Source organism: Stenotrophomonas sp. 2619 (assembly GCF_040548725.1).
Taxonomy (GTDB): domain Bacteria; phylum Pseudomonadota; class Gammaproteobacteria; order Xanthomonadales; family Xanthomonadaceae; genus Stenotrophomonas; species Stenotrophomonas maltophilia_AP.
This window is the reverse complement of sequence record NZ_JBEPSF010000001.1, coordinates 96,419-120,542: the sequence shown is the minus strand read 5'-3', so window position 1 is coordinate 120,542 and position 24,124 is coordinate 96,419. Positions and strand designations below refer to the sequence as shown.

Sequence of the window (24,124 nt, the reverse complement as noted above, 5' to 3'; positions counted from 1 at the left end):
GGCAGCGGACGGGGGGAGGATTCCATTTTACCGGTGGTCGCAGTGTCATGGTGTGCCCGGACCGGCTGCCCGGCCCTCGGCCTGCCGCCGTGCAGACCCCTGAAACGACAACGCCGGCCCTGCGGCCGGCGTCGTGGAAGCGGTCAGCGACCGGTCTTCACCTCGGTCCACAACCGGGTGTAGAGCTTGTCCACCTCCGGGGTGTTGATCGAGTAGGTGAACATCTTGGCGGCCACGTCGGCCGGCGGGTAGATGGTCGGATCGGTGCGGATCGCCTCGTCCACCAGCGGGGTGGCCTTGGTCACCGGGTTGGCGTAGTGGATGAAGTTGGTGTTGGCGGCGGCCACCTTCGGTTCCAGCAGGTAGTTGATGAAGGCATAGGCGGCCTCCGGGTGCTTGGCGTCCTTGGGGATGGCCAGCATGTCGAACCACTGCGGGGCGCCTTCGCGCGGGATCGAATAGGCCACCGTCACCCCGTTGGCCGCTTCGGCGGCGCGGTCGCGGGCCTGGATGATGTCACCGGACCAACCCACCACCAGGCAGGTGCCGCCATTGGCCAGCGAGCCCACGTACTGCGAGGAGTGGAAGTTCTGCACGTAGGGGCGGATGCCCTTGAGCAGCGCGGCGGCCTTTTCCAGCGTGGCCGGGTCCTGGCTGTGCGGATCTTCGCCCAGGTAGTGCAGCGCGATCGGGATCATGTCCGACGGCGTGTCCAGGATGGTGATCCCGCAGTCCTTCATCTTGGCGATGTTCTCGGGCTTGAAGATCAGGTCCCAGCTGTTGGCGATGTCGGTGCTGCCGCCAAAACGCTGCTTGAGCAGTTCCACGTTGTAGCCGATGCCGGTGGTGCCGATCATGTACGGCACGCCGTACTGGTTGTCCGGGTCCTGCTGGGCAATGCGCTTCATCACCTCCGGATCCAGGTTGGCCAGGTTCGGGATCTTGCTCTTGTCCAGCGGCAGGAACACGCCGGCCTTGATCTGGCGGCCGAAGAAGTTCAGCGTCGGCACCACCACGTCGTAGCCACTGTTGCCGGCCAGCAGCTTGGTTTCCACCATTTCGTCGCTGTCGAACACGTCGTAGGTCACCTTGATGCCGGTGGCCTTCTCGAAGGTGGGAATGGTGTCTTCGGCGATGTAATCGCTGTAGTTGTAGACGTTCAGCACCTTGCTGTCGTCGTCGGACTTGCCGCCGCCACAGGCGCTGAGCACGGATACGGCAATGCCGAGGGTGAGGATTCGCAGCTTCATCGGACTCTCCACAGGTCAGGTGCGAGGTGGGGGAACCGGCCAGACCGGCACAACGGGTGCCAGCCTAACGGGCATGCCCCCATTTTCCCAGCACATGGCCCTCACGGCCATGCCGGATCTGGCGACGCGGCGCCGTTCAGACGTTGAGCAGCAGGAATTCCCGCTCCCACGAGCTGATCACGCGGAAAAAGGTCTCGTATTCCTTGCGCTTGACCGAGACATAGGCCCGGCAGAAGCGCTCGCCCAGCATCTCGCGCAGTTCCGGGCAGCCTTCCAGCCCATCCAGCGCCTCGCCCAGCGAGCGCGGCAGGTCGTAGCCCAGCTCCTTGGCGCTGCCACTGATCGGCGCGGTCGGCGAGCCCTGCTCGCGGATGCCCAGCAGGCCGGCGGCCAGGGTGGCGGCCATGGCCAGGTAGGGGTTGGCGTCGGACCCGGCGAAGCGGCTTTCCACCCGCATGTTCTCCGGCGTGTCCAGCGGCACGCGCAGGCCGCAGGTGCGGTTGTCGAAGCCCCAGTGCACGTTGCTCGGCGAAACCTCGCCGAACACCAGCCGGCGGTAGGAGTTCACGTTGGGCGCGAAGAAGGCCATCGCCATCGGCACGTACTTCTGCAGGCCGGCCAGGTAGTGGCCGAACAGCGGGCTGAAATCCTCGCCGCCGTGCTCTCCGGTGAACACGTTGTGGCCATCGCTGATCCGCAACAGGCTCTGGTGGATGTGCATGGCGCTGCCCGGCTCGTTCTCCATCGGCTTGGCCAGGAAGGTGGCATACACCCCGTGGCGCATGGCCGACTCACGCATGGTGCGCTTGAACAGGAACACCTGGTCGGCCAGGTCCATCGCGTTGGCGTGGGTGAAATTGACCTCCAGCTGCGCCGCGCCGGATTCGTGGATCAGTGTGTCCACGTCCAGCTTCATGGCATCGCAGTAGTCGTACATCAGGTCGAGGATGGGGTCGAATTCGTTGACCGCATCGATCGAATACGACTGGCGCGCGGTTTCCGGGCGCCCGGAGCGGCCGGCCGGCGGCAGCAGCGGGAAGTCCGGGTCGGTGTTCTTCTGCACCAGGAAGAACTCCAGTTCCGGCGCCACCACCGGGCGCAGGCCGAGTTCGGCATAGGCATCCAGCACCCGGCGCAGCACGTTGCGCGGCGCCAGTTCGTGCGGTTCGCCGTGCTTGGTGTAGCAGTCGTGGATCACCTGTGCGGTGGGGTCGGTGGCCCACGGCACCATGCGCACGGTGTCCGGGTCCGGGCGCAGGATCATGTCCGAGTCCGACGGCGAGGTCAGTTCGTAGTAATCGTCCGGGAATTCACCGGTGACCGTGGTGGCGAAAATGCCTTCGGGCAGGCGCGTGCCGTAATCGTGCGAGAACTTGTCGGCCGGGATGATCTTGCCGCGTGCGTTGCCGGTGATGTCCGGCACCAGGCATTCCACCTCGGTGATGCGCCGCTCCTTGAGCCAGCGCAGCAGCGCGCTCTCTTCGGGCACGGGCGGCGGGGCGGCCTTGCGCGAAGAAGAGGCCGCTTTGCGCGGGACAGTGGCTTTACGCGAGCGCGTTCGGGTGGTCATGACCGGTCTGCTTTGCAGGAGTAACGGCGACAAGCATCGCCGAAGGCTTGGAAAATGCGGTGATGGAAGGGATGGTCGGTAACACGCCATTCCGGGTGCCACTGTACCCCGAGCACGAAGGTGTGGGCGCGGCTGCGCGCGGCTTCCACCAGGCCATCGTCGGCACGCGCCTCCACCCGCAGGCCGTTGGCGAGGCGATCGATGCCCTGCCCGTGCACCGAATTGACCTTCACACGGTCCGCGCCGGCCCAGGCCGCCAGCCAGCCGTCGGCGGCCAACTGCACGGCGTGCGACGGCGCGTACTGCTGCTCCACCGGCGCGGCCGGGTCCTCGCGGTGATCGGCCAGCCCGGGCACCTCGTGCACGCGCGCATGCAAGGTGCCGCCGAGGACCACGTTCAATTCCTGGAACCCCCGGCAGATCGCCAGCACCGGCAGGTCGCGTTCCAGCGCGGCCTGCAGCAGCGACAGCGCAGTGGCGTCGCGCGCCGGATCGTGCGGGTTGCCTGGCCAGGTGGGCGCACCGCCGTAGTGATGCGGCTCGATGTTGCTCACGGCGCCGGTCAGCAACAGACCGTCGAGCCGGTCCAGCCACGGCGCGGCCGGCAACGGGGGCTGCAGGCTGGGCAGCAGCACCGGCGTGACACCGGCCGCCACGGCCAGCGCGCGGATGTACTTCTCACCGGCCACCGCAAAGCGATGGTGGCCCAGTGGCGTGCTGTCGGTGGGCAGGCCAACCCAGGGGGGCGCGACCATGCGGCATGCTCCGATGACCTGCTGCCACGGTAGCGCCGTGCCCATCCGCGGTGCAACACGCCCGCCCGGAGGTGTGCGCCCTCACATGCCGGCTGCGATGCCTGCGACAGACTGCGCGCTGTCACCGCGGATCGTTGCTGGCATGCTGTCACCATGATTGACGTCCCCAACCTCCCCTGCCGGTGCACACCGTGAGCCGCGCCGGCCAGGACCACGTATCCAGCTGGTATGCCGACAGCCTGCCAGCGCAACCGCTGCGCCCGGCGCTGACCGGCGACCACGCTACCGATGTGTGCATATTGGGCGCGGGCTACACCGGCCTGTCGGCCGCGCTGTCGCTGGCCGAGCGCGGCTACCGGGTCAGCGTGCTGGAAGCGCACCGGGTGGGCTGGGGCGCTTCCGGGCGCAATGGCGGCCAGGCCATCGTCGGCTACGGGTGTGAAGTGGATACGCTGGAACAGCTGGTGGGCACCGAAGACGCCCGGCTGCTGTTCGACTATTCGCGCGACGGCATGGCCTTGCTGCGCCACCGCCTGCAGCACTACCAGATCGACTGCGACTGGCACGACGGCCACGCCAGCGTGCCGATCACGGCCCGCCAGGAGCGCGCGCTGCGCACCGGGCTGCTTGATCTGGCCGAGCGCTACGACTATCCGCTGCAGTGGTGGGACCGCCCCCAGCTGCAGGCGCAGCTGGACAGCCCGCGCTATACCGGGGCGATGTTCGATGCGGCCAGCGGCCACCTGCAGCCGCTGGCCTATGCACAGGGCCTGGCACGCGCGGCAGAAGGCCTGGGTGTGGTCATCCACGAGCAATCGCCGGTGGTACAGCTGGTGCGGGGCCCGCGTCCGCAGCTGCGCACCGCTCACGGCAGCATCCGCGCCGACCATGTGGTGATCGCCGGCAACGCCTGGCTGCAGGGCATCGCCCCGGAGCTGGAAACGCGGATCATGCCAGTCGGCACCTATATCGGCGCCTCGCAGGTATTGGGCGCCGAACGCGCCCGGTCGCTGATCCGCAACGGCATGGCCGTGGCCGACGTCAGCTGGGCACTGGACTACTTCCGGCTCAGTGCCGATCACCGGCTGTTGTTCGGCGGGCGCGCCAGTTACTCCGCCCTGCCGCCCCCCGGGCTGCGCGGGGTGATGACCCGGCGCATGCACCAGGTGTTCCCGCAGTTGGCCGACGTGGGCATGGAACAAGTCTGGGGCGGCTACGTGGACATCACCCGCAACCGGGCGCCGCATTGGGGTCGGCTGACCCCGAACGTGTACTTCGCACAGGGCTTCTCCGGGCATGGCGTGGCCGCGACCGGGCTGGCCGGGGCCGTACTGGCCGAGGCCATCGCCGGGCAGAGCGAACGCCTGGACGTCTTCGAACGTATTCCCCACCGCCCCTTCCCCGGCGGCCGGCTGCTGCGCACGCCGCTGCTGGTGGCGGCGATGTCCTGGTACAAACTGCGGGATGCGTTGTGGTGAGCGCTGGAGATATCACTCCGTTAGAAATAGCGACACCCATCACATTCAGACATAGATAATGCGCAGCACTTCACGTGCCGCCGCGCCTGATTGGATTCCTATAATCACCCACGACGATTGCATGCGCAGGGATCAGCCGATACTGTCGCGCTGATGGGTTTCCATGTCGACGCGCACTCGTATCGACACGAACAGCAGGAGGGACCAACGATTGGATTGGTGGAGAAATGGACTTCAACTCAACCTGCGCATCCGGCCGGCCGGGTTCGCCGTTGCCTTGGTATATGCCTTCGCCTGCTGGGGCGCGCGACAGATATCGCTTGATCAGTTCTACCTGCCCGCCGGTGTCCGGGTTGCCGCCCTGCTGCTCTGCCCTGCCCGTCTCTGGCCGTACCTGATCCTGGGCGAGTATGCGTACTTCGCCCAGATGCGGTATCCGATGATCGACAAGTACGGGCTGGCCTGGGTGGTGATCGCTTCGGCGTGCATGATGCCGGCGGTTGCGCTGGTGGTACGCCTGCATCGCAGGATGATGACGGCACAGACGGAGGTGTGGCTGCTCTCGGTCGCCGCGACCGCCGCCCTGGTGGCCACGGTTCTGAAGCTGGGCCTGTCGCATCTGCTTTGGCCGGTACCGCCCAGCCTGCCCATACTCACCAGCGCGGCGCGGTTCGCGCTGGGTGATTACATCGGCATATTGACGCTCGCCCCGTTGGCCGTGCTCTGGACAAAGCGCGGCGTGCCTTACGACTGGCTGGCATGGCGCGCACCGCCAACGGTCATCGCGCTGTCTTCCCTGCTGGTGCTTGGCGTTCTGACACGGCTGGCCGCCGGCGATGACATGACCAGGACCAGTCTGCAGCTGATGCTGGCCTTGCCCGTGGTTGCCTTGACCTGCATGCATGGCTGGCGTGGCGCCGCAGTCGGCGTGCCCGTGCTGAACCTGCTCATCAGCGCGACCACCCCAAGCACCGGCCTGCCCGGCTCGTTCGATGCGCCCACCTTCGCCACCCAGCAGGTCGTCGCGCTTGCTGGTACGGCGCTGCTCGCACTGGGCGCGCAGATCAGCCACTACTTCCACCAGTACGCACGCCGCGATCTGGATGGGCAGCGGGCCGTCACGCTGTCCAGAACGGCGCACATCGCCAGCGAAATGGACCTCCGCGAACGGGCGCTGGGCCTGAGACGGATTGCCGATGGCCTGGACGTGTCCATCCAGGAAACGGTCGAGCTGTTGAAACGGCATGGCCACCACGAGCCTGCGGAGCGGCTGCTGCGTGCCTCGGCGGCCCATTCCCGCCAGTTCCGTGAGCAGACCAGCATGGTGTACCCAACGGCGCTTGAGCAGGTGGGTCTTTACCTTGCCCTGCAGGTCAGCGGTGCGCGGGAAGCCTGGGACGCTACCGACAGGGTGTCACGCCCCCGGTTGGGGGGAGACCCCTGCAGGTTGAGCGTGGGGCTGCAGTTGGCCACCTACCGGACGCTGACCGACGCGGTGTCCATTCTCCTCAAGAACGAGTACGGGCAGATTCAAGTGCGCGCGCGTTGCGGTCAGTTCCGTCAGCACCGCGGCATTCTGGTCACGGTGGGGCTGCTGGACGTAAACCGCAGCCTGTCCCCGGCAACGCTGGCCCTGGTCACCGAGCGGTTGGCGGCGCGCGCGTTGGCGTATGGCGGAACAGTGACCTGCCACCGCAATCGCATCCGGATGCTTCTGGTGGACGCACCGGCATCTGCGGCCAGGCCGTCGGTGCCGACCCCACTCGTGCTACGCGAAAACGCACTCTAGGGTCGACCCACGCGCCCTGCAGATCGCTACCGGGATCTGCAGGTGGCCTGGGCCACCTGCAGACGTTTCCGGTGCCCTGCTGGACCACCCAGGGGACATCAACCGCCGTTGGCGGGAACCTCAACGGACCAGATGGCGTCATTGCCCTCGCCATAGACGACCAGCGCGAACTCGGCACGCCTGTAGACCTCGCGGCGCACGGCATTGCTCGGCACGACCAGGCGTTGCGACGGCAACGAGGTGCGCGCGGGGCTCTTACCAGCCGGCAAGGTGAAGAATTGATCGTCGATCTTGCCCACGATCACGCGCACCTGGCCCGCAAGATCATTTACCTGGTAATACGAGATTCCATCACGCTCAAAACCGTAGACCAGCCAGTTGGGATCCTGGCTCAGGTTCACGGCCAGCGGAAGGGATTCACCCATACCGCTTTTGGCCAACGCAATACCGTTGCCATCGCTCGGACAGCAGGCGGCTGCCGCAACGAACGGCATCGAGAGCAGGCTCACGACCAATACCACACCACGAACGCGGGAAATTCGCACAAGCACCTCCAGAGTATAAGTAATGGAAACAGCGAGACGATTCTATCGTTGCCGCGGGCACATATTCCCTGACAATATTCCTAAAGCGAAATGACCCGGTTTGTCTCGCCGCGCCAGTGCGGGCATCAGGCTGCCCTGCAGTGCCATCAGGTCCGGGCCGCGCGGCAGGCCTGTTCGCAGGCCCGGCCCGGCACCCAGGGTCCCACCAGGGCATCGGCGTATGCCGCCCCACTGTCGCCCGGCCCAACCGGCACCGCTGCACGGGCCGCCAACCCACCCTAAAGTTGCATGTGAAATCGCCGCTATATCTGCCGACCCACTCGAAATCGAGCGTACGCCACATGCCGGCTCTGTTGCAGGGCGCTTTCGACAGCGACCCCGGTGATGCCTTACCCCAGCGGATCCTGCTGGTGGAAAACTCGCGCACGTTCACCAGCATGCTGCGCGAGGCGATCGAGCAGCGGCTGGAGCTGCCGGTGTTCGTGGCCACCAGCCTGGCCGAGGCCGGGCGGCTGCTGGACGAGGAACAGGGCTGGTTCCTGGTGCTGACCGGGCTGGTGCTGGCCGATGGCGACCGCGACAAGGTGGTGGAGTTCTTCCTGTCGCGCGGGCTGCCCACGGTGGTGGTCAGCGGCGTCTATGACGAAGACCTGCGCAAGCGCGTGCTGCAGCAGCAGATCATCGATTATGTACTGAAGAACACCCCCGGCAGCATCGATTACCTGGTGTGGCTGGTGCAGCGGCTGGAGCGCAACCGGCGCATCGCGGCGCTGGTGGTGGATGATTCAATGTCGGCGCGGATGTACGCCGCCTCGCTGCTGCGCATGTACGGCCACACCGTCTACGAGGCGGCCGACGGTGCCGAAGGGCTGAAGGCGATCGAGGCGCACCCGGCGATCCGGCTGGCAGTGGTCGACCAGGAGATGCCGGGCATGGAAGGCGTGGAGTTCACCCGCCGGCTGCGCACGATGCGCTCGCGCGACAAGCTGGCGGTGATCGGCATCTCGGGCAACACCGACCCTTCACTGATCCCGCGCTTCCTCAAGAACGGGGCCAACGATTTCCTGCGCAAGCCGTTTTCCCGCGAGGAGTTTTTCTGCCGGGTCTCGCAGAACGTGGACCAGCTGGAGCTGATCGGCACCCTGCAGGACCTGGCCACGCGCGACTTCCTGACCGGGCTGCCGAACCGGCGCAGCTTCCTGGAGCAGAGCCAGCGCCAGCTGCCGCAGCTGCACCACAACGATGACCTGGTGGCGGTGGCGATGATCGACATCGACCACTTCAAGCACATCAACGACACCCACGGTCATGAAGCCGGCGACGACGCGCTGCGCGCGGTGGCCGCCGCAGTGGCTGGCCATGCCCGCGACCAGGACCTGATCGCACGCTTCGGCGGCGAGGAATTCTGCCTGCTGGTGCCGGGGCTGGAAGAAGACGAGGCGCGCGGCTATTTCGAAATGCTGCGCGAGCGCATTGCGGCGCTGGAGGTGAAGCTGGGCGACACCACCCTGCGCATGACCGTGAGCATCGGGCTGTGCTGCCTGCGCCCACAGCGCGATTCCCTGCACCGGCTGATCTCCGAGGCCGACCGCCAGCTGTACCTGGCCAAGGCCGGCGGGCGCAACCGGGTCAGCTGTACCAGCGTTGCCAGTGCCGCCCGGGAAACCGCCCTGGCGCCTTGATCGAGATCAACGCGAGCGTGTCGCGATCAACCTAGAGTCGTTCCCAGTTGAACACCACAGGGAACGCACATGGCACTTCTGGTCTGGCAGGACGACCTGAACATCGGCATCGACGTCATCGACCACCAGCACATGCGGATCGTGGAGATGCTCAACCACCTGCACGTGGCGCAGACCAGCCTGCAACGGCTGGCGGTGGCCGAGGTGATCGACGAACTGGTGGACTACACCATGTCGCACTTCGCCTTCGAGGAAGAGCTGATGGAGGAAGCCGGCTATCCGTTCTGTGCGGCGCACAAGCGCGTGCATGAGATTTTCATCAAGCGCGTGGCCGAGTACCGCCTGCGCTTCCAGGCCGGCGAAGACATCAGCGACGAACTGCGCACCATGCTGTCGCGCTGGCTGTTCAACCACATCCGTGGCGACGACAAGGCCTACGCGCCGCAGGTCAAGCTGCACCTGAACCAGTTCGCCCGCGAGCACCAGCAGGGTAACTGGCTGGGGCGCACGCTCAAGCGCTTCTTCCGCTGACAGCCGCGCGCCGACCCATCGCCAGCAGCGCCAGAATGGTCACCAACGCGGTGCCGCACAGGTAGAAGCCAACCGCCAGCAGGCCGAAGCGCTCGGCCAGCCAGGTGGCCACGTACGGCGCCGGGGCCGCGCCGAGGATGCCGGCCAGGTTGAACGACAGCGACGCGCCGGTATAGCGCACCTGCACCGGGTAGATTTCAGCCAGGAAGGTGCCGCACGGGCCGTAGGTGAGGCCCATCAGGAACAACCCCAGCGACAGGAAGCCCAGCACCAGCCATGGGCTGCCGGCCTGGAACAGCGGCGCGAACACGATGCCGAACGCGAGGATCAGGCCACTGGCCACGATCATGGTGCGGCGCGTGCCCCAGCGGTCGCCGTACAGCGCCGACAACGGAATGCCGGCGGCGAAGAACAGGATGCCCACCATCTGCAGCAGCAGGAACTGCTCACGGCTGTACTGCAGCACGGTGGTTCCGTAGCCCAGGGTAAACACCGTCATCAGGTAGAACAGCACGAAGGTGGCGAACGCGCCCAGCGTGCCCAGCACCAGGGTCAGGAAGTGCTCGCGCATGACGGTCCACATCGGCAGCCTGACCCGCTCGTTGCGGTCCAGCGCGGCCTGGAACTGCGGGGTCTCATGGATGTTCAGCCGGACCCACAGGCCCACCGCCACCAGCAGTGAGCTGGCCAGGAACGGGACGCGCCAGCCCCACTGCAGGAAGTCGGCATCGCTCATCGCCCGGCCCAGCAGCAGGAAGATGCCGGCCGACAACAGGAAGCCCAGCGGCGCGCCCAGCTGCGGGAACATGCCGTACCAGGCGCGCTTGCCCGGCGGTGCGTTCTCGGTCGCCAGCAGCACCGCCCCGCCCCACTCACCGCCCAGCCCAAGGCCCTGGCCGAACCGGCACAACGCCAGCAGGGCCGGGGCGAGGATGCCGATGCTGGCGTGCGTAGGCAGCAGGCCGATCGCCACGGTGGACACGCCCATGGTCAACAGGGCGGCCACCAGCGTGGCCTTGCGCCCGATCCGGTCGCCGTAGTGACCAAACACCGCCGAGCCCACCGGCCGTGCGATGAAGGCCACCGCGAAGGTGGCCAGCGACTGCAGCAGGGCCGCGCCATCGCTGCTGTCGGGGAAGAACAGGTGTGGGAACACCAGTACCGCCGCCGTGGCGTAGATGTAGAAGTCGAAGAACTCGATGGTGGTGCCGATCAGGCTGGCCAGCAGGATGCGGCGGGGCGAATTGGCGGCAGGTGCGGCAGGTGCGGCAGGAGTCGACATCGGGCACACAAAGAGGGGTAGCTGCCGGATTCTGCCACGCCCCCAGCCCGGCGCGGACGATGGTTGCAGACGAGACAGTCAGGCTGTGACCGCGCCCACTGCCCGCGCAACCGCGCGGAACTCCGGAGACGACCCACGGTCAGAGCAGGTCGATCCCGTCAGGATGGACGTGGAATGTCGTCATCGATGCCGTCCCCGCCTGCCCCACGCTGGAGCCGACCCTGTGCGATCGGGGTGGTCATCGCGGTACACGGCCTGTTGTTGCAGGTGCTGCTGGCGCCCACCCCGCTCGCGGGCATGGGCGGGGACGACGATCGACTGCGCGTGCGCTGGCTGCCGCATCCCGAACCTGTGCCGCCGCCCGCGCTGACGCTGCGACTGCCGCCCGCGCGCGCCTCGACGCCGCGACCCTCCCCGCCGGCGCCGGCACCCCGGCAGGCCGCCATCTCCCGCCCCGCTGCGGCGTCGGCGGCACTGCCGCTGGACCTCCATGTGCCAGGCCTCGGGCCAGGCAATGACGGCGTGGACGGGGCCACCTTCGTCGCGCCCGTCATCGGTCGGCGCGTGGTGCATGCCGCGTTCGCGCCACCGCCCCGCCGCTTCCGCATGAAGCGCGGCCTGACCCCGGAGCAGGTCGTGCAGGGCATCGCCCAGGCCCTGCAGATGTGGCCACCGGGCTACATCGTGGATCCCTGCCGGCTGAGCGCCGCGCAGGTGGACTACTTCCAGAACGCGGTGGACGAACGCGACCGCGACCTGCTGCGCGAGGCGCTGGTCAGCCAGCGCCAGGACTGCTGAGCGCGCTCACTCGCCCAGGTGGATCCAGGTGGCCTTGAGCTCGGTGTACTTGTCGAACGCGTGCAGCGACTTGTCGCGACCGATGCCGGACTGTTTGTAGCCGCCAAACGGGGCGGTCATGTCGCCGCCGTCCCACTGGTTCACCCACACGCTACCCACGCGCAGCTGGCGCGCCACCCGGTGCGCGCGGCCGAGGTCGCGGGTCCACAGACCGGCGGCCAGACCGTAGCGTGAATCGTTGGCCAGCCGCAGCGCATCGGCTTCGTGGTCGAAGCCGAGCACGCTCAGCACCGGCCCGAAGATTTCCTCGCGGGCAATGCTGTGCCCGGCATCCACCTCGTCGAACACGGTGGGCTGCACATAGCTGCCACCGGCGACCACCTCCACCCGCTTGCCGCCCAGCAGCAGGCGCGCGCCTTCGGCCTGGCCGCGGTTGATGTGGTCCAGCACCTGGTCGGCGTGCCGGTCGTCCACCAGTGCGCCCATCGGCGCGTCCGGATCGAACGGATGGGCCGGTTGCATGCGCCGCGCGTGCGCCAGTACCCGAGTCACGAATTCGTCCTGGATCGAGCGCTGCACCAGCAGCCGCGATGCCGCCGTGCAGACCTCGCCCTGGTTGTAGAAAATGCCGGTGGCGGCCGCTTCGGCGGCCTTGTCCAGGTCTGGTGCATCGGCGAACACCAGGTTCGGGCTCTTGCCGCCGCACTCCAGCCAGGTGCGCTTGAGGTTGGACCGCCCGGCGCACTGCAGCAGCCGCTTGCCCACGGCGGTGGACCCGGTGAAGGCCAGCGCGTCCACCTCCATGTGCAGCGCCAGCGGTTCGCCGGCGCGGGTGCCGTCGCCGGGCAACACGTTGAACACGCCGTCGGGAATGCCGGCCTCGGCGGCCAGTGCGGCCAGCCGGATCGCACTCAGCGGCGAACGCTCGGACGGTTTGAGGATCAGCGAATTGCCGGCTGCCAGCGCCGGGGCGATCTTCCAGCAGGCCATCAGCAGCGGGAAGTTCCACGGCACGATGGCGGCCACCACGCCCACCGGCTCGCGGCTGACCAGGCCCAGCGTGTCCGGTGCGGTCGGGGCGATCTCGCCGTATACCTTGTCGATGGCCTCGGCAGTCCAGCGCAGGCAGCGCACCGCGCCCGGCAGGTCGCCCTGGCGCGCGTCGCGGACCGGCTTGCCCATGTCCAGGCTTTCCAGCAGGGCCAGCTCGTCGGCGTGCTGTTCGACCAGGTCGGCCAGCCGCAACAGCACCTTCTTGCGATGGACCGGCGCGGCGCGCGACCAGTCCCCGGCATCGAAGGCGCGCCGCGCGGCAGCGACCGCGCGCTCCACGTCGGCGCTGCCGCAGTCGGCCACCTGGGCCAGTGCGCGGCCGTCGATCGGACTGATGCAGGCAAAGCGCGCGCCATCGGCGGCGTCCACGTAACGGCCATCGATGAAGGCCTGGCCATTCACCACCAGCGCATCGGCCTGGCGTTGCCATTCCTCGCGGGTACGGGCAGCGATCATCGGGGTCTCCAGCAGTGGATATCGGCCTCCTTTATACCCACCGTCCTCACCCCGCGCCGTGATGCATCTGCGATAGAGTCGTGACCATCCGGTTCCCTGCGGAGTTGCCCATGCGCCGTGCCGACCACCCGTTGTCGTCCCTGTCCCAGCAGCGCCCCGATGCAATGGATGCGTTCTGGATGCCGTTCAGCGCCAACCGCCAGTTCAAGGCGTCGCCGCGCCTGCTGGTGCGGGCCGAAGGCATGTACTACCACGATGTCGACGACCGCCCGGTGCTCGATGCTGCGGCCGGGTTGTGGTGCTGCAACGCCGGCCATGCACGGCCGCGCATCGTGCAGGCAATCCAGCAGCAGGCGGCCACGCTGGATTTCGCCCCGCCCTTCCAGATGGGCACGCCGTTGCCGTTCGTGCTGGCCCAGCGCCTGGCCGCGTTGGCGCCGGCACCGTTGAACCATGTGTTCTTCAGCAACTCCGGTTCCGAAGCGGTGGATACCGCGATGAAGATCGTGCTGGGCTACCACCGTCTGCGCGGCGAGGGGCAGCGCACCCGCTTCATCGGCCGTGAAAAGGCCTACCACGGGGTCGGTTTTGGCGGCATGTCCATTGGTGGGCTGCCCAACAACCGCAAGCAGTTCGGCGCGCTGCTGGCCGGCAGCGATTTCCTGCGCCACACCCTGGACCTGGAGCGCAATGCCTTCAGCCCCGGCCTGCCCCGGCATGGCGCCGAGCTGGCCGAGGACCTGGAGCGGCTGATCGCGCTGCACGACGCCTCCACCATTGCCGCGGTGTTCGTCGAACCGATCGCCGGCTCGGCCGGGGTGATCCTGCCGGCGCCGGGATACCTGCAGCGGCTGCGCGAGATCTGCGACCAGCACGGCATCCTGCTGGTGTTCGATGAGGTGATCACCGGCTTCGGCCGGGTGGGCAATGCGTTTGCCGCACAGCGTTTCGGCGTCACCCCGGACCTGATGACGCTGGCCAAGGGGCTCACCAACGGCGCGGTGCCGATGGGCGCCACGCTGGTGTCCGATGCGGTGCATGCGGCCTTCATGCAGGGCCCGCCGGCGGCGATCGAGCTGTTCCATGGCTATACCTATTCGGCCCACCCGCTGGCCTGTGCCGCCGCCTTGGCCACACTGGACACCTACGCCGAGGAACACCTGTTCGAGCGCGCCATCGAGCTGGGCGACTACTGGCAATCGGCGCTGCACAGCCTGCGCGGCCTGCCGCACGTGGTCGACATCCGCAATTTCGGGCTGATCGGTGCGGTGGAGCTGATGCCGCGCAAGGATGCCCCCGGCGCACGTGGCTATGAGGTGTTCGAGCGCTGCTTCCGCGAGGGCAGCCTGCTGGTGCGCTGCACCGGTGACGTGATCGCGCTGTCGCCGCCGTTGATCATCGACAAGGCGCAGATCGATCGCATCGTGGAGATCCTGGGCGACATGATCAACGCCACCGCCTGATACGCCATGGCGCGAGCCTGGCTGAACCCGGCGACCGGGACGCGACTACCCCGCCCCATTACAATGGTCGGTCACGTTGGCTCGCGTACCGGATTGCATGGACATTGTTGTCAAAGAAGAACTCAAGGCCTACATCGATCCCCTGACCACCGACGAGCACGACGCGCTGGAGCGCAGCATCCTGGCCGAAGGCTGCCGCGATGCGCTGGTGCTGTGGGGCGATGTGCTGGTGGACGGGCATAACCGTTTCGGCATCTGCCAGAAGCACGGCCTGCCGTTCCAGACCGTGCAGAACACCCGTTTCCAGTCGATGGACGATGTGCACCTGTGGATGATCGAGCAGCACCTGGGGCGGCGCAGTGTGTCCGACTTCCAGCGCGGCGTGCTGGCCCTGCGCAAGCGCGACATCCTGGCCGAGCGCCACCGCGCCGAGCAGGCCCAGCTGCAGAAGGAGAGCGACGGTGAGACCGCCGATGCCAGCCCTGAAGGCGACGAGGACAGCCCGCCGTGGGCGCCGGCGCCGAAGGTCAGCCGCGCCGACATGGCCCGCGAAGCGCGCCTGAGCAGCAGCCAGGTGACGATGATCGAGCGCATCCACAAGCAGGCCGCGCCGGAGCTGGTGGAAGCGGTGAAGACCGGGGTGATCTCGATCAGCGCCGCTGCGGCGGTGGCCGACCTGCCCGAGGATGAGCAGCGCGCCGCGGCCGTGGGCGGCAAGGACGAGCTGAAGCAGGCCGCCAAGCGCGTGCGCGAGGCCAAGCGCAAGCCGCGCAAGCCGGTGCAGGAGGTGCTGCACAGCGCCGACGGTGACACCGAGGTGGACCCCAGCCGCGAAGCCGAGATTGCCGACGCGCTCAACGCGCTCGGCGAAGGCCCGGCGGAACTGCGCCAGCGGGTGATCGCGCTGACGCTGGAAAACGACGCCCTGCGCCAGCAGCTGGCGGCGCTGCGCAAGCAGCTGGCCGACGCCGACGCGTGATGTGAAGCGGTGCGCCGCGTAGCGCCGGGCTCTGCCCGGCTGCTCTTGGTGCGGACTGCGCCATGCACCTGCGGACAGCCCCCGGGGTTGCCGGCCAGCGGCCGGCACTACCGGGTGCTCATACCGCACCGCGTAGCGCCGGGCTCTGCCCGGCTGCTCGTGGTGCGGACCGCGCCATGCACCTGCAGACAGCCCTCGAGGTTGCCGGCCAGCGGCCGGAATTACCGTTCTGTTGGGGTTCGCCTGGTTGCCGGCCAGCGGCCGGCACTACCGGGTGCTCATACCGGGGTGGGTAGACTGTGGGGATGACACCTATTGCTCCCCCCGACCCCCGCCGCGCGCAGCTGCGCCGTCTCAAACTGATCGCGCTGGCGATGCTGCTGGCCATGCTGGGCGGCTTCGTGGTCAGCCACCTGCAGGGCGAGCGCGGTATCTGGGCGTGGGTGTCGGCGTTCTGCGAGGCCGCCGCCGTGGGCGCGCTGGCCGACTGGTTCGCCGTGGTGGCGCTGTTCCGCCGCCCACTGGGCCTGCCCATTCCGCACACCGCAATCATTCCGCACAGCAAGGACCGCATCGCCGACAGCCTGGCGGTGTTCGTGCGCGACCAGTTCCTGGAACCGCAGGCGCTGCTGGCGCGGTTGCAGGTGTTCGACCCGGCCAGCCGACTGGGCAGCTGGCTGGCCGACCCGGCACGGTCGCGGCTGTTGGCCGACATGGCCCGCGGCTGGGCACTGCAGGCGCTGGACTTCCTGGACGAGGCGGCGGTACGGCGCAGCATCCAGGGCTTTGTGATCCAGCAGCTGCGGCAGTGGAATGCCGCAGCCACGGCCGGCGAGCTGCTGGGCCTGCTCACCGCCGACAACCGCCACCAGCGCGTGCTTGACGAGGGCCTGACCCGGGTCAGCGAGTGGCTGGACAACGACGCGGTGAAGCAGCGCGCCTCCGCGCTGATCGTGCGCTACATCCAGCGCGAGTGGCCCAAGCTGGCCAGCACCGTGAACTGGGTCAAGCCGATCGACGAGATCGGCGACAGCCTGGCCGAGCGCATGGCGCACGCGGTGCTGGCCGAGCTGCAGCAGATCCTGGCCCAGCCCGAGCACCCGCTGCGGCGCGATTACGAAACCTGGCTCGCCGATTACATCCAGCGCCTGCGCACCGACCCGGCGCTGGCCGGGAAGATCGACCAGATCAAGCAGCAGATCATCGACCATCCGGCCGTGCAGGAGTATGTGCAGGGCCTGTGGGAGCGCATCCACGCCAGCCTGCGCGCGGACCTGTCCAGTGAGGAGTCGGCACTGGCCGGCCACCTGCGCCGCAGCCTGGCCTCGGTCGGGCAGGCGCTGCAGGACGACCCGTCGCTGCGCGATGCGCTCAACCAGCACCTGATGGACGGTGCCGAACGCCTGACCAGCCGCCTGCGCGAGGGCGTCACCCAGCATATCGCGCAGACCGTCAAGGGCTGGGACGAGCGCCACCTGGTCGAGCAGCTGGAACTCAGCGTCGGCCGCGACCTGCAGTTCATCCGCTTCAACGGCACCCTGGTGGGCGGCCTGATCGGCCTGCTGCTGCACGCCCTGACGGTGTGGATGCACTGGTAGGCGGCACCGCCCGGTTGACGGATTGACCGGGTGTTTTTGTGAATTGGTTCGCGTATTCTGCCGCGCATTCCGGGCTGGTGTGGCCCACAGGGGGAATGATGCAAAGGACCATCCTTGCGCTGGCGCTGTGTGCGCTGGCCAGCAGCGCCCATGCCGGTCGCGTGTACAAATGCGCCGCCGGCGGGCAGACCATCTACCAGACCGTGCCCTGCCCGCCCGAGCAGGACACCGGCGTGACCCGCCCGATCACCCGCGACCCCAAACTGACCTGGGAAGAACGCAGCCGCGCCCAGCGCGAGCTGTACGATGCCCGCCGGCGCATGCAGGCCGATGCCGGCCGCGGTCAGCCGGCGGTGCGCGGCACGGTCATCGACGGCTCGGTGGATCCGGAAAAGTGCGAGGACCTGCGCGTGCGCCGCGACATCAGTGAAGCCTTCGGGCGCGCCGCGCCACCGCGCATCGAAGACGAGATCAAGAAGGCCTGCGCGAAGCGGTGACCCGACGTACCGCGCCCACCAACGCCTCCATCTGCGCCGGCGTGCTGAAGATGCCCGGCGTTACCCGCAGGGAAGCGCCCGAGGCCAGGCCCTCGCGCGGCACCACGAACACGCCCGATTGGCGGACCATCTGTTCGGCGGTGGCGGTGGTGTCGGCCAGGGTGGTCTGGCCGCGCAGGCGGAAGGCGGCGATCGCGCTGGACAGGCGTGGATCGGCCGAGGCCAGCAGTTGCACGCGGTCGTCGTCGCGTAGCGCATCGAGCCACAGGTTGCGCAGGTACACCAGCCGGGCGCGCTTGTTGGCCACCCCGATGCGCTGGTGCAGGTCCAGCGCGACCGGCAGCGCCATGCACGCGGCGAAGTTGACCGTGCCGGTGTGGACGCGGCTGTCGATGCTGTCATCGTCGGCCTCGCCCATGTACGGGTCCAGATCGCGCACGCGGCCGCGCCGCACGTAGATCGCGCCCATGCCGACCGGCGCGCCGATCCATTTGTGCAGGTTGATGCCGACGAAGTCCACGCCCAGCGCGCGCAGCGGGGTGTCCACCTGGCCGATGCCATGCGCGGCATCGAGCACCACCTCCACGCCGGCGGCGCGTGCCAGCGCTGCGATCTCGGCTACCGGCAGCAGCATGCCGTTGCGGTGGTTGACCTGGGTGAGCAGCAGCAGGCGGGTACCCGGGTAGCGCTGCAGCGCCTGCCGGTAGGTGTCGATGATGCTGTCGTAGTCGAACGGTTCGGGCAGCACGATGCGCTGTGCCGCCACGCCGCGGCGCACCTGCAGCCAGCGCATCGCGCTGATCATGCTGTCGTAGTCGGTGTCGGCGTACAGCACGGTGTCACCGGGGACGAGCCGGTTGTAGCCGCCGATCAGGACCTGCATCGCCTCGGTGGCCCCCCGGGTGAGCGCGATCTCGTCGGCGTGCACGCCCAGCGCCTCGGCCAGGTGGGTCCGCGCCTGTTCCAGCAGCGGTGGGAACGCCCGCCGCCCGAACCACGCGTTGCCGGCGTTCACTGTCGCGGTGGCCTGCTGGTAAGCCTGCAGCACCGGGCGTGCCATGGCGCCCCAGTACCCGTTGTCGAGCATCACCACCTCATCGCCGAGGTCGTACAGCGCGCGTATGTGCGCCCACCAGGTCTCGTCGGTGGCCAGCTGGGCTGGCGTGCGGTCGCGGATCATCGGCAGTTCCAGGCCATCCATCATCACGTGTCTGCATCGGTATTGGCAGGTCTCAGTCTGCCAGTGCACCGGTGTGCATGACCACGCTGCGGGCAGGCGTTGAACGGTTTGATAACGCTTGCCGAACGAAATGATAATGACTATCATTCACGCATTGGATGTACGCCCAGCCTCTCCGGCCCCGGCAGCGCGTGTCGCGCCAGGTCCCGCCCCGTGTACGCCCCTCGACGACCCGTTCTGGTGCCCGCGAATCGCCGATGGCGGCGAAGCGGTGCGCCGGAGCAATCCCGCCGGAGATGCAGGCCCCCCTGCCCCACCACGTTGTCACGTGGCGCCACGCCCAGCGCGGCCCGCAATGGATTGCAACGCTGCTTTACCACCCTGGAAACCCGCCATGACCGCTTCAACCGAATCGCCGCTGATCCGCCCCTCCCTGCTTAGCCTGGCCCTGCTTGCTGCCCTTGCTGGCCAGGCGCCGGTGGCGCTGGCCGAGACCGATCCGGGCGATGCCACCACGCTGGACACGGTCAAGGTCACCGCCGACGGCGACATCCCGACGTCGTACACGGTCAAGCAGGCGCGCACCGCCACCAAACTGGACCTGTCGTTGCGGCATACCCCGCAGTCGGTCACGGTGGTTACCCGCCAACGCCTGGACGACATGGGGTTGTTCGCGCTGTCCGACGTGATGAGCCAGGTCACCGGCGTGCACGTGTCGGTCACCGACAGCGAGCGCATCAGCTACATCTCGCGCGGCTATGCCATCAACAACTTCCAGATCGACGGCATGCTCAACACCTTCGGTGGGTCGCTCAAGACCAACACCGACAGCGCGATCTACGAGCGCATCGAGGTGGTCCGCGGCGCCACCGGGCTGACCACCGGTGCCGGCGATCCGTCGGGCACCATCAACATGGTGCGCAAGCGTCCGACCGATACGATGGCAATGAGCGCCGGGATCACGCTGGGCCGCTGGGGCAACCAGCGCCTGGAAGCGGACATCGGCGGCCCGGTCGCCCTGGACGGCCGCGTGCGCGCGCGGTTCGTCGCCGCCAAGCAGCAGAGCGATTCGTTCCGCGACATCTACAAACTCGACAAGGATGTGTTCTACGGCATCGTGCAGGCCGACCTGAGCGACAGCACCCTGTTCGAGGTCGGCTATGACTACCAGTCGCCGAAGACCACCGGCGTGACCTGGGGCGTGGTGCCGTACTGGGGGGCCGATGGCACGCCGGCCAACCTGCCCCGTTCCACCAACCTGTCCGCCGAATGGAGCAGCTGGCCGATCGTGGAGAAGACCACCTTCGCCCGCCTGGAGCAGCAGCTGGGCAACGGCTGGGCGATCAAGGCCGCCGCCACCCAGGCCAAGCGCGATACCGACGGCAGCGTCTGGTACGGCGCGGCCGGCTACCCGCGTGCGGACGGCACCGGCGTCACCGCCTACACCAGTCATTTCGCCGAACGCAGCGAAATGAACGTGTTCGACCTCAACGTGGGCGGCCCGTTCCGTCTGTTCGGGCAGGAACACGAGCTGGTGGCCGGGATCGGCCAGTCGGTGCGCGACAGCGAGGTACCGGGCATCGAGATCCCCGACGTCCCGGCCAGCTATGCGCAGGTGCCGGACTGGCGTAACTGGACCGGTCAGGTCGCACAGCTGCCGATCCAGCGGTTGGGCCGTATCGCCTCGGAAAGCGAGTTGCGCCAGCGCGCCGCCTACGTGGCCGCCAGGCTGCAACTGGCCGATCCGCTGCTGGCGGTGCTGGGCGCGCGCTACGGCAGTTGGGAAACCCGTACCTGGAACTACCGCTATGACGCGGCCGGCAACCGCAACGGGACCACCCGCGGCGGCTACAAGCCGGACGACTCCCTCACCCCGTACTTCGGCCTGATCTACGATTTCACCCGGCAGCTCAGCGCCTACGCCAGCTACACCGACATCTTCCAGCCGCAGTCCTACCGCGACCGCAACAACAATTACCTGGAGCCGGTGGTCGGGGACATGTGGGAAGCCGGCCTGAAGGGCGAATTCTTCAACGGTCGCCTCAATGCCTCCGCCGCGGTGTTCAAGGGCCTCAAGGACAACGTGGCCGAACTGGACGACTCGGTGCCGCCGGGTACCCTGCCCGATGGCACCGATGCCTACCGCTCCAGCGGCAAGGGCAACAAGGTCAGGGGCTGGGAAGTGGAAACCCAGGGCAGCATCACCGAGAACTGGAACGTTTCGGCCGGCTTTGCCCATACGACCATTCGCAACCAGGCCGGCGTGCTGCAGAACACCACCAACCCGATCGACACCTTCCGCCTGAACACCAGCTGGCGGCCCAGCGGTGCCTGGGACCGGTTGTCGCTGGGCGGCGGGGTGACCTGGCAGAGCAGCATCTACCGCAACAGCACCAAGCCGCGCGCTGACTACCTGACCAGCGGCCGCACCGAATCGGCACGCATCACCCAGGACGCGTTCTACCTGGTCAATGTGTTCGCCGGCTACCGCTTCAACGACAATTTCTCGGCCCAGCTCAACATCAACAACCTGCTCGACAAGAAGTACTACAGCAACGTCGGTTTCTACAACGGCGTGTACTGGGGCGAGCCGCGCAACGTGATGTTGAACCTGCGCTGGAAGCTGTAACCGCTCTCCAGGGAACGTTGCTTCGTGCAGCGACACGGCCACGGACGGCCACTTTTCCATGCATCACCGGCCGCGGCCGGTGATGTCCGTTGTTCGACATGACATTGCAGGTTCCCCGTGGACAGCACGCCTGACGCCAGCTGGTTCAGCCGCTTCGGAAGTTTCTTCGCCCGCCCCTGGCTGGGCGTGTTGTCACGCTCGCTGGCCGCCATCTTCGGCGGCTACGCGCTGGCCGCCACCTGCGCGATGTTCTTCGCCGTGGCCCTGCCGATCGCGCGTGGACAGGCGGTGTTGACCGGGATGCTGGTGGCCATCGTGCTGTGCGCCTGCGCGGCGTTGTGGGCATTCGCCACCCGTACCGCGCTGCGCGCGTGGGTCGGCATCCTGATCCCCACCGCGCTGTTCTGGGTGGGTACCGAACTGCTGAGGGCTGGCGCATGAAAAACGGATTCCGCCAATCGATGGCGTGGCTGCACACCTGGACCGGCTTGCTGGTCGGCTGGCTGCTGCTGCTGATTTTCATGGCCGGCACGGCCAGCTACTACCGCGAAGAGATCAGCCGCTGGATGCGCCCGGAGCTGCCGCGCAGTACGGTGTCCAACGAGGTCGCTGCCGAACGTGCCATTGCGTTCCTGCAGCACAAGGCGCCGCAGGCCGAAAGCTGGAACGTGACCCTGCCCGACCCGCGCAACCCGGCCATGCGGATGTTCTGGCGCAACCCCGAATCGATGGTCAAACCGCCTGCGGAAGGCGAGAAGCGCCGGCGGCGTGGCGGGGGCCGTTTCGGTGATGCCACCGTAGACCCCGGCACCGGCGAGGAAGTGGCCGCGCGCGAAACCCGCGGCGGTGATTTCTTCTACCGCCTGCACTTCGACCTGCACTACATCCCCGTGTACTGGGCGCGCTACCTGGTGGGCTTCTGCGCGATGTTCATGCTGGTGGCGATCATCACCGGGGTGATCACCCACAAGAAAATCTTCAAGGACTTCTTCACCTTCCGCAAGGACAAGGGCCTGCGGTCGTGGCTGGATTTCCACAACGTCAGCGCGGTGATGGCCCTGCCCTACCACGCGATGATCACCTATACCGGCATCGTCACCCTGATGTTCATGTACCTGCCGTGGGGCGTGAACGTGGCCTACCCCAAGGACGAGGATGCGTTCTTCAGCGAGGCCTTCGCACGCCTGGCCGACATCGAGACGCCCTCGGAAGGCACGGCCACCGCGCTGCCGATCCAGCAGTTGCTGGATGCCGCGCGTGCCGAGTGGAAGGGCGCCCAGGTGAGCGGCTTCACCCTGTACCACCCGGGTGCGGCCAATGCGGTGATCGACGTGTACCAGCGCGACGGCAAGCGGCTATCGGTGGATACGCCGTCGTTGCGCTATGACGCGGTGAGCGGCGCGCTGATCGAGGCCAGCCCGCTGTCCGGTGGCGCCACCCAGACCCGCGGGGTGATGTACGGCCTGCACCTGGCCCGCTTTGCCGACTGGGGGCTGCGCGCCCTGTTCTTCCTGTCCGGGCTGATCGGCTGCCTGATGGTGGCCAGCGGCGTGGTGCTGTGGGCGGTCAAGGAGCGGCCCAAGCATGCCAAGAGCGGAAAGATCGGGTTCGGCCTGCGCCTGGTGGACGCACTCAACATCAGCGCGGTCGCTGGCCTGCCGATCGCCTTCGCCGCCTACTTCTGGGGCAACCGGCTGCTGCCGGTGCAGATGGCCGAGCGTGCGGATGCCGAAGTGAACGTGTTCTTCTACGCCTGGGGTGCGGCCCTGCTGGCAGCCTTCCTCTGGCCCAAGCGGCTGATGTGGGCGTGGCAGTTGTACGTGGGCGCAGCGATGTTCCTGTTGATCCCGGTGATCAATGCCCTCACCACCCACGCGCACCTGGGCGTGACCCTGCGCAACGGCGACTGGGTGCTGGCCGGGTTCGACCTGGTGATGCTGGCCTTCGGTGCGGTGTTGGCGTACTGCGCGCTGCGCATGCAGCGCTGGCAGCCGGCGCTGACCGCGGCGGAGAAGAAGAAGCGGCAGGTTGCCGCGGCGGCGGCGGCCAAGGCGCAGGAAAGCGCGCACGCGGAGGCCAACGCATGATGCTGCTGGCCCTCACCGTGAGCTTCTCGGCCTTTACCGCGCTGTCGCTGGCCATGGACAAGCACCAGCTGGACCTGCATGGCAAGGCCGCGGCCAGCCCGGCCCGTATGCGGCTGTGGCGTTGGCTGGGCTGGGCGCTGCTGACGCTGTCGTTCGCGCTGTGCGTGTGGGACCACGGCTGGGCCGCCGGTCCAGTGCTGTGGCTGGGTGCGATGACGGTCAGCGGCATGCTGATCGCCTTCGGCCTGTATCCGTTCCGGCCACGCTGGATCGCGCCGTTGGCGTGGGCGTTGCCGGTGATCGGGCTGGCGGTGGCGTTGCTCGCCCGCTGACACGTAGTGCCGGGCGCTGCCCGGCAATCGATATTCCGCGGGCGGTAGCCGACCAACGGTCGGCTCTACGGGGTCACCCCGACAGCCAGGTAGCGCCGGGCGCTGCCCGGCAATCGATGTTCCGCGGGCGGTAGCCGACCAACGGTGGGCTCTACGGGGTCACCCCGACA

At 67.8% G+C, this 24,124-nt stretch carries 20 protein-coding genes; 13 read left to right on the top strand and 7 right to left on the bottom strand.

All coding sequences use genetic code 11. The features are described from left to right. Positions 1-143 precede the first annotated feature (143 nt). From ABIA71_RS00505 to ABIA71_RS00495, 3 genes are all read right to left on the bottom strand, one after another. Positions 144-1,250 carry a polyamine ABC transporter substrate-binding protein gene (locus tag ABIA71_RS00505; RefSeq protein ID WP_128095968.1) on the bottom strand — a complete coding sequence of 369 codons (1,107 nt, stop codon included), beginning with the start codon at positions 1,248-1,250 and terminating at the stop codon, positions 144-146. 136 nt (positions 1,251-1,386) lie between these two features. Beyond that, positions 1,387-2,820: a glutamine synthetase family protein gene (locus tag ABIA71_RS00500; protein WP_354282278.1), complete on the bottom strand. Its 1,434-nt coding sequence runs from the start codon at positions 2,818-2,820 to the stop codon at positions 1,387-1,389. Continuing rightward, positions 2,817-3,575 (bottom strand): gamma-glutamyl-gamma-aminobutyrate hydrolase family protein, encoded by a 759-nt coding sequence (locus tag ABIA71_RS00495; RefSeq protein WP_354282277.1) that lies wholly within the window; start codon positions 3,573-3,575, stop codon positions 2,817-2,819. Before ABIA71_RS00495 ends, ABIA71_RS00500 begins: the two co-directional genes overlap by 4 nt. A 182-nt stretch (positions 3,576-3,757) precedes the next feature. Here ABIA71_RS00495 and ABIA71_RS00490 point away from each other — a divergent pair, with 182 nt between their 5' ends. Continuing rightward, positions 3,758-5,053, top strand: coding sequence for an NAD(P)/FAD-dependent oxidoreductase (locus tag ABIA71_RS00490; RefSeq protein ID WP_502960559.1), 1,296 nt, complete (start codon positions 3,758-3,760; stop codon positions 5,051-5,053). A gap of 163 nt (positions 5,054-5,216) precedes the next feature. Further along, a complete protein-coding gene (locus ABIA71_RS00485) occupies positions 5,217-6,842 on the top strand; it encodes an MASE1 domain-containing protein (protein WP_354282273.1) in 1,626 nt (541 codons plus the stop codon). Positions 6,843-6,940: 98 nt separating this feature from the next. Here the strand turns inward: ABIA71_RS00485 and ABIA71_RS00480 are convergent, their stop codons facing one another. Further along, positions 6,941-7,351, bottom strand: a complete 411-nt coding sequence (locus ABIA71_RS00480; RefSeq protein ID WP_354282271.1) for a hypothetical protein — start codon at positions 7,349-7,351, stop codon at positions 6,941-6,943. Positions 7,352-7,728: 377 nt separating this feature from the next. Between ABIA71_RS00480 and ABIA71_RS00475 the strand changes: the two genes are divergently transcribed. Continuing rightward, the gene (locus ABIA71_RS00475; RefSeq protein ID WP_181393928.1) at positions 7,729-9,069 is read left to right on the top strand and encodes a GGDEF domain-containing response regulator; all 1,341 of its coding nucleotides are present in this window, start codon (positions 7,729-7,731) and stop codon (positions 9,067-9,069) included. A gap of 69 nt (positions 9,070-9,138) precedes the next feature. Next, positions 9,139-9,600 carry a bacteriohemerythrin gene (locus ABIA71_RS00470; protein ID WP_128096289.1) on the top strand — a complete coding sequence of 154 codons (462 nt, stop codon included), beginning with the start codon at positions 9,139-9,141 and terminating at the stop codon, positions 9,598-9,600. Here ABIA71_RS00470 and ABIA71_RS00465 read toward each other — a convergent pair. Next, the gene (locus tag ABIA71_RS00465) at positions 9,581-10,882 is read right to left on the bottom strand and encodes an MFS transporter (protein WP_354282269.1); all 1,302 of its coding nucleotides are present in this window, start codon (positions 10,880-10,882) and stop codon (positions 9,581-9,583) included. The two genes, ABIA71_RS00470 and ABIA71_RS00465, sit on opposite strands and share 20 nt — an antisense overlap. A gap of 174 nt (positions 10,883-11,056) precedes the next feature. Here ABIA71_RS00465 and ABIA71_RS00460 point away from each other — a divergent pair, with 174 nt between their 5' ends. After that, the gene (locus ABIA71_RS00460; protein ID WP_354282267.1) at positions 11,057-11,680 is read left to right on the top strand and encodes a hypothetical protein; all 624 of its coding nucleotides are present in this window, start codon (positions 11,057-11,059) and stop codon (positions 11,678-11,680) included. A gap of 6 nt (positions 11,681-11,686) precedes the next feature. On the opposite strand, the gene ABIA71_RS00455 is transcribed toward ABIA71_RS00460, so the two are convergent. After that, positions 11,687-13,189 carry an aldehyde dehydrogenase gene (locus ABIA71_RS00455; RefSeq protein ID WP_354282265.1) on the bottom strand — a complete coding sequence of 501 codons (1,503 nt, stop codon included), beginning with the start codon at positions 13,187-13,189 and terminating at the stop codon, positions 11,687-11,689. A gap of 110 nt (positions 13,190-13,299) precedes the next feature. Between ABIA71_RS00455 and aptA the strand changes: the two genes are divergently transcribed. From aptA to ABIA71_RS00435, 4 genes are all read left to right on the top strand, one after another. Next, the gene (gene aptA / locus ABIA71_RS00450) at positions 13,300-14,652 is read left to right on the top strand and encodes an omega-aminotransferase AptA (protein WP_354282263.1); all 1,353 of its coding nucleotides are present in this window, start codon (positions 13,300-13,302) and stop codon (positions 14,650-14,652) included. Positions 14,653-14,749: 97 nt separating this feature from the next. Beyond that, entirely contained in the window at positions 14,750-15,631 is an 882-nt protein-coding gene (locus tag ABIA71_RS00445) for a ParB N-terminal domain-containing protein (RefSeq protein WP_354282261.1), read from the top strand. 305 nt (positions 15,632-15,936) lie between these two features. Then, positions 15,937-17,229: a DUF445 domain-containing protein gene (locus ABIA71_RS00440; protein ID WP_354282259.1), complete on the top strand. Its 1,293-nt coding sequence runs from the start codon at positions 15,937-15,939 to the stop codon at positions 17,227-17,229. Positions 17,230-17,327: 98 nt separating this feature from the next. Continuing rightward, positions 17,328-17,726 (top strand): DUF4124 domain-containing protein, encoded by a 399-nt coding sequence (locus ABIA71_RS00435; protein ID WP_354282257.1) that lies wholly within the window; start codon positions 17,328-17,330, stop codon positions 17,724-17,726. Here ABIA71_RS00435 and ABIA71_RS00430 read toward each other — a convergent pair. Next, positions 17,701-18,930 (bottom strand): aminotransferase class V-fold PLP-dependent enzyme, encoded by a 1,230-nt coding sequence (locus tag ABIA71_RS00430; RefSeq protein WP_354282255.1) that lies wholly within the window; start codon positions 18,928-18,930, stop codon positions 17,701-17,703. The two genes, ABIA71_RS00435 and ABIA71_RS00430, sit on opposite strands and share 26 nt — an antisense overlap. A gap of 370 nt (positions 18,931-19,300) precedes the next feature. Here ABIA71_RS00430 and ABIA71_RS00425 point away from each other — a divergent pair, with 370 nt between their 5' ends. From ABIA71_RS00425 to ABIA71_RS00410, 4 genes are all read left to right on the top strand, one after another. Beyond that, entirely contained in the window at positions 19,301-21,535 is a 2,235-nt protein-coding gene (locus tag ABIA71_RS00425; protein ID WP_354282253.1) for a TonB-dependent siderophore receptor, read from the top strand. Positions 21,536-21,652: 117 nt separating this feature from the next. Next, positions 21,653-21,976 carry a DUF3649 domain-containing protein gene (locus tag ABIA71_RS00420; RefSeq protein ID WP_128098148.1) on the top strand — a complete coding sequence of 108 codons (324 nt, stop codon included), beginning with the start codon at positions 21,653-21,655 and terminating at the stop codon, positions 21,974-21,976. Beyond that, on the top strand, positions 21,973-23,622 hold the full coding sequence (locus tag ABIA71_RS00415) for a PepSY-associated TM helix domain-containing protein (RefSeq protein WP_354282251.1): 1,650 nt from the start codon (positions 21,973-21,975) through the stop codon (positions 23,620-23,622). Before ABIA71_RS00420 ends, ABIA71_RS00415 begins: the two co-directional genes overlap by 4 nt. Continuing rightward, positions 23,619-23,954: a DUF3325 domain-containing protein gene (locus ABIA71_RS00410; protein WP_354282249.1), complete on the top strand. Its 336-nt coding sequence runs from the start codon at positions 23,619-23,621 to the stop codon at positions 23,952-23,954. The genes ABIA71_RS00415 and ABIA71_RS00410 overlap by 4 nt, the downstream gene beginning before the upstream one ends. The last annotated feature ends 170 nt before the right edge of the window (positions 23,955-24,124 follow it).

Bases quoted from the DNA above. Each gene is read 5' to 3' on its own strand.
- ABIA71_RS00465 (WP_354282269.1), bottom strand. From the start codon at position 10,882: ATGTCGACTCCTGCCGCACCTGCCGCACCTGCCGCCAATTCGCCCCGC.
- ABIA71_RS00470 (WP_128096289.1), top strand. From the start codon at position 9,139: ATGGCACTTCTGGTCTGGCAGGACGACCTGAACATCGGCATCGACGTC.
- aptA (WP_354282263.1), top strand. From the start codon at position 13,300: ATGCGCCGTGCCGACCACCCGTTGTCGTCCCTGTCCCAGCAGCGCCCC.
- ABIA71_RS00445 (WP_354282261.1), top strand. From the start codon at position 14,750: ATGGACATTGTTGTCAAAGAAGAACTCAAGGCCTACATCGATCCCCTG.
- ABIA71_RS00430 (WP_354282255.1), bottom strand. From the start codon at position 18,930: ATGATGGATGGCCTGGAACTGCCGATGATCCGCGACCGCACGCCAGCC.
- ABIA71_RS00485 (WP_354282273.1), top strand. From the start codon at position 5,217: ATGTCGACGCGCACTCGTATCGACACGAACAGCAGGAGGGACCAACGA.
- ABIA71_RS00495 (WP_354282277.1), bottom strand. From the start codon at position 3,575: ATGGTCGCGCCCCCCTGGGTTGGCCTGCCCACCGACAGCACGCCACTG.
- ABIA71_RS00460 (WP_354282267.1), top strand. From the start codon at position 11,057: ATGTCGTCATCGATGCCGTCCCCGCCTGCCCCACGCTGGAGCCGACCC.
- ABIA71_RS00455 (WP_354282265.1), bottom strand. From the start codon at position 13,189: ATGATCGCTGCCCGTACCCGCGAGGAATGGCAACGCCAGGCCGATGCG.
- ABIA71_RS00475 (WP_181393928.1), top strand. From the start codon at position 7,729: ATGCCGGCTCTGTTGCAGGGCGCTTTCGACAGCGACCCCGGTGATGCC.
- ABIA71_RS00505 (WP_128095968.1), bottom strand. From the start codon at position 1,250: ATGAAGCTGCGAATCCTCACCCTCGGCATTGCCGTATCCGTGCTCAGC.
- ABIA71_RS00415 (WP_354282251.1), top strand. From the start codon at position 21,973: ATGAAAAACGGATTCCGCCAATCGATGGCGTGGCTGCACACCTGGACC.
- ABIA71_RS00440 (WP_354282259.1), top strand. From the start codon at position 15,937: ATGACACCTATTGCTCCCCCCGACCCCCGCCGCGCGCAGCTGCGCCGT.
- ABIA71_RS00435 (WP_354282257.1), top strand. From the start codon at position 17,328: ATGCAAAGGACCATCCTTGCGCTGGCGCTGTGTGCGCTGGCCAGCAGC.
- ABIA71_RS00410 (WP_354282249.1), top strand. From the start codon at position 23,619: ATGATGCTGCTGGCCCTCACCGTGAGCTTCTCGGCCTTTACCGCGCTG.
- ABIA71_RS00425 (WP_354282253.1), top strand. From the start codon at position 19,301: ATGACCGCTTCAACCGAATCGCCGCTGATCCGCCCCTCCCTGCTTAGC.
- ABIA71_RS00500 (WP_354282278.1), bottom strand. From the start codon at position 2,820: ATGACCACCCGAACGCGCTCGCGTAAAGCCACTGTCCCGCGCAAAGCG.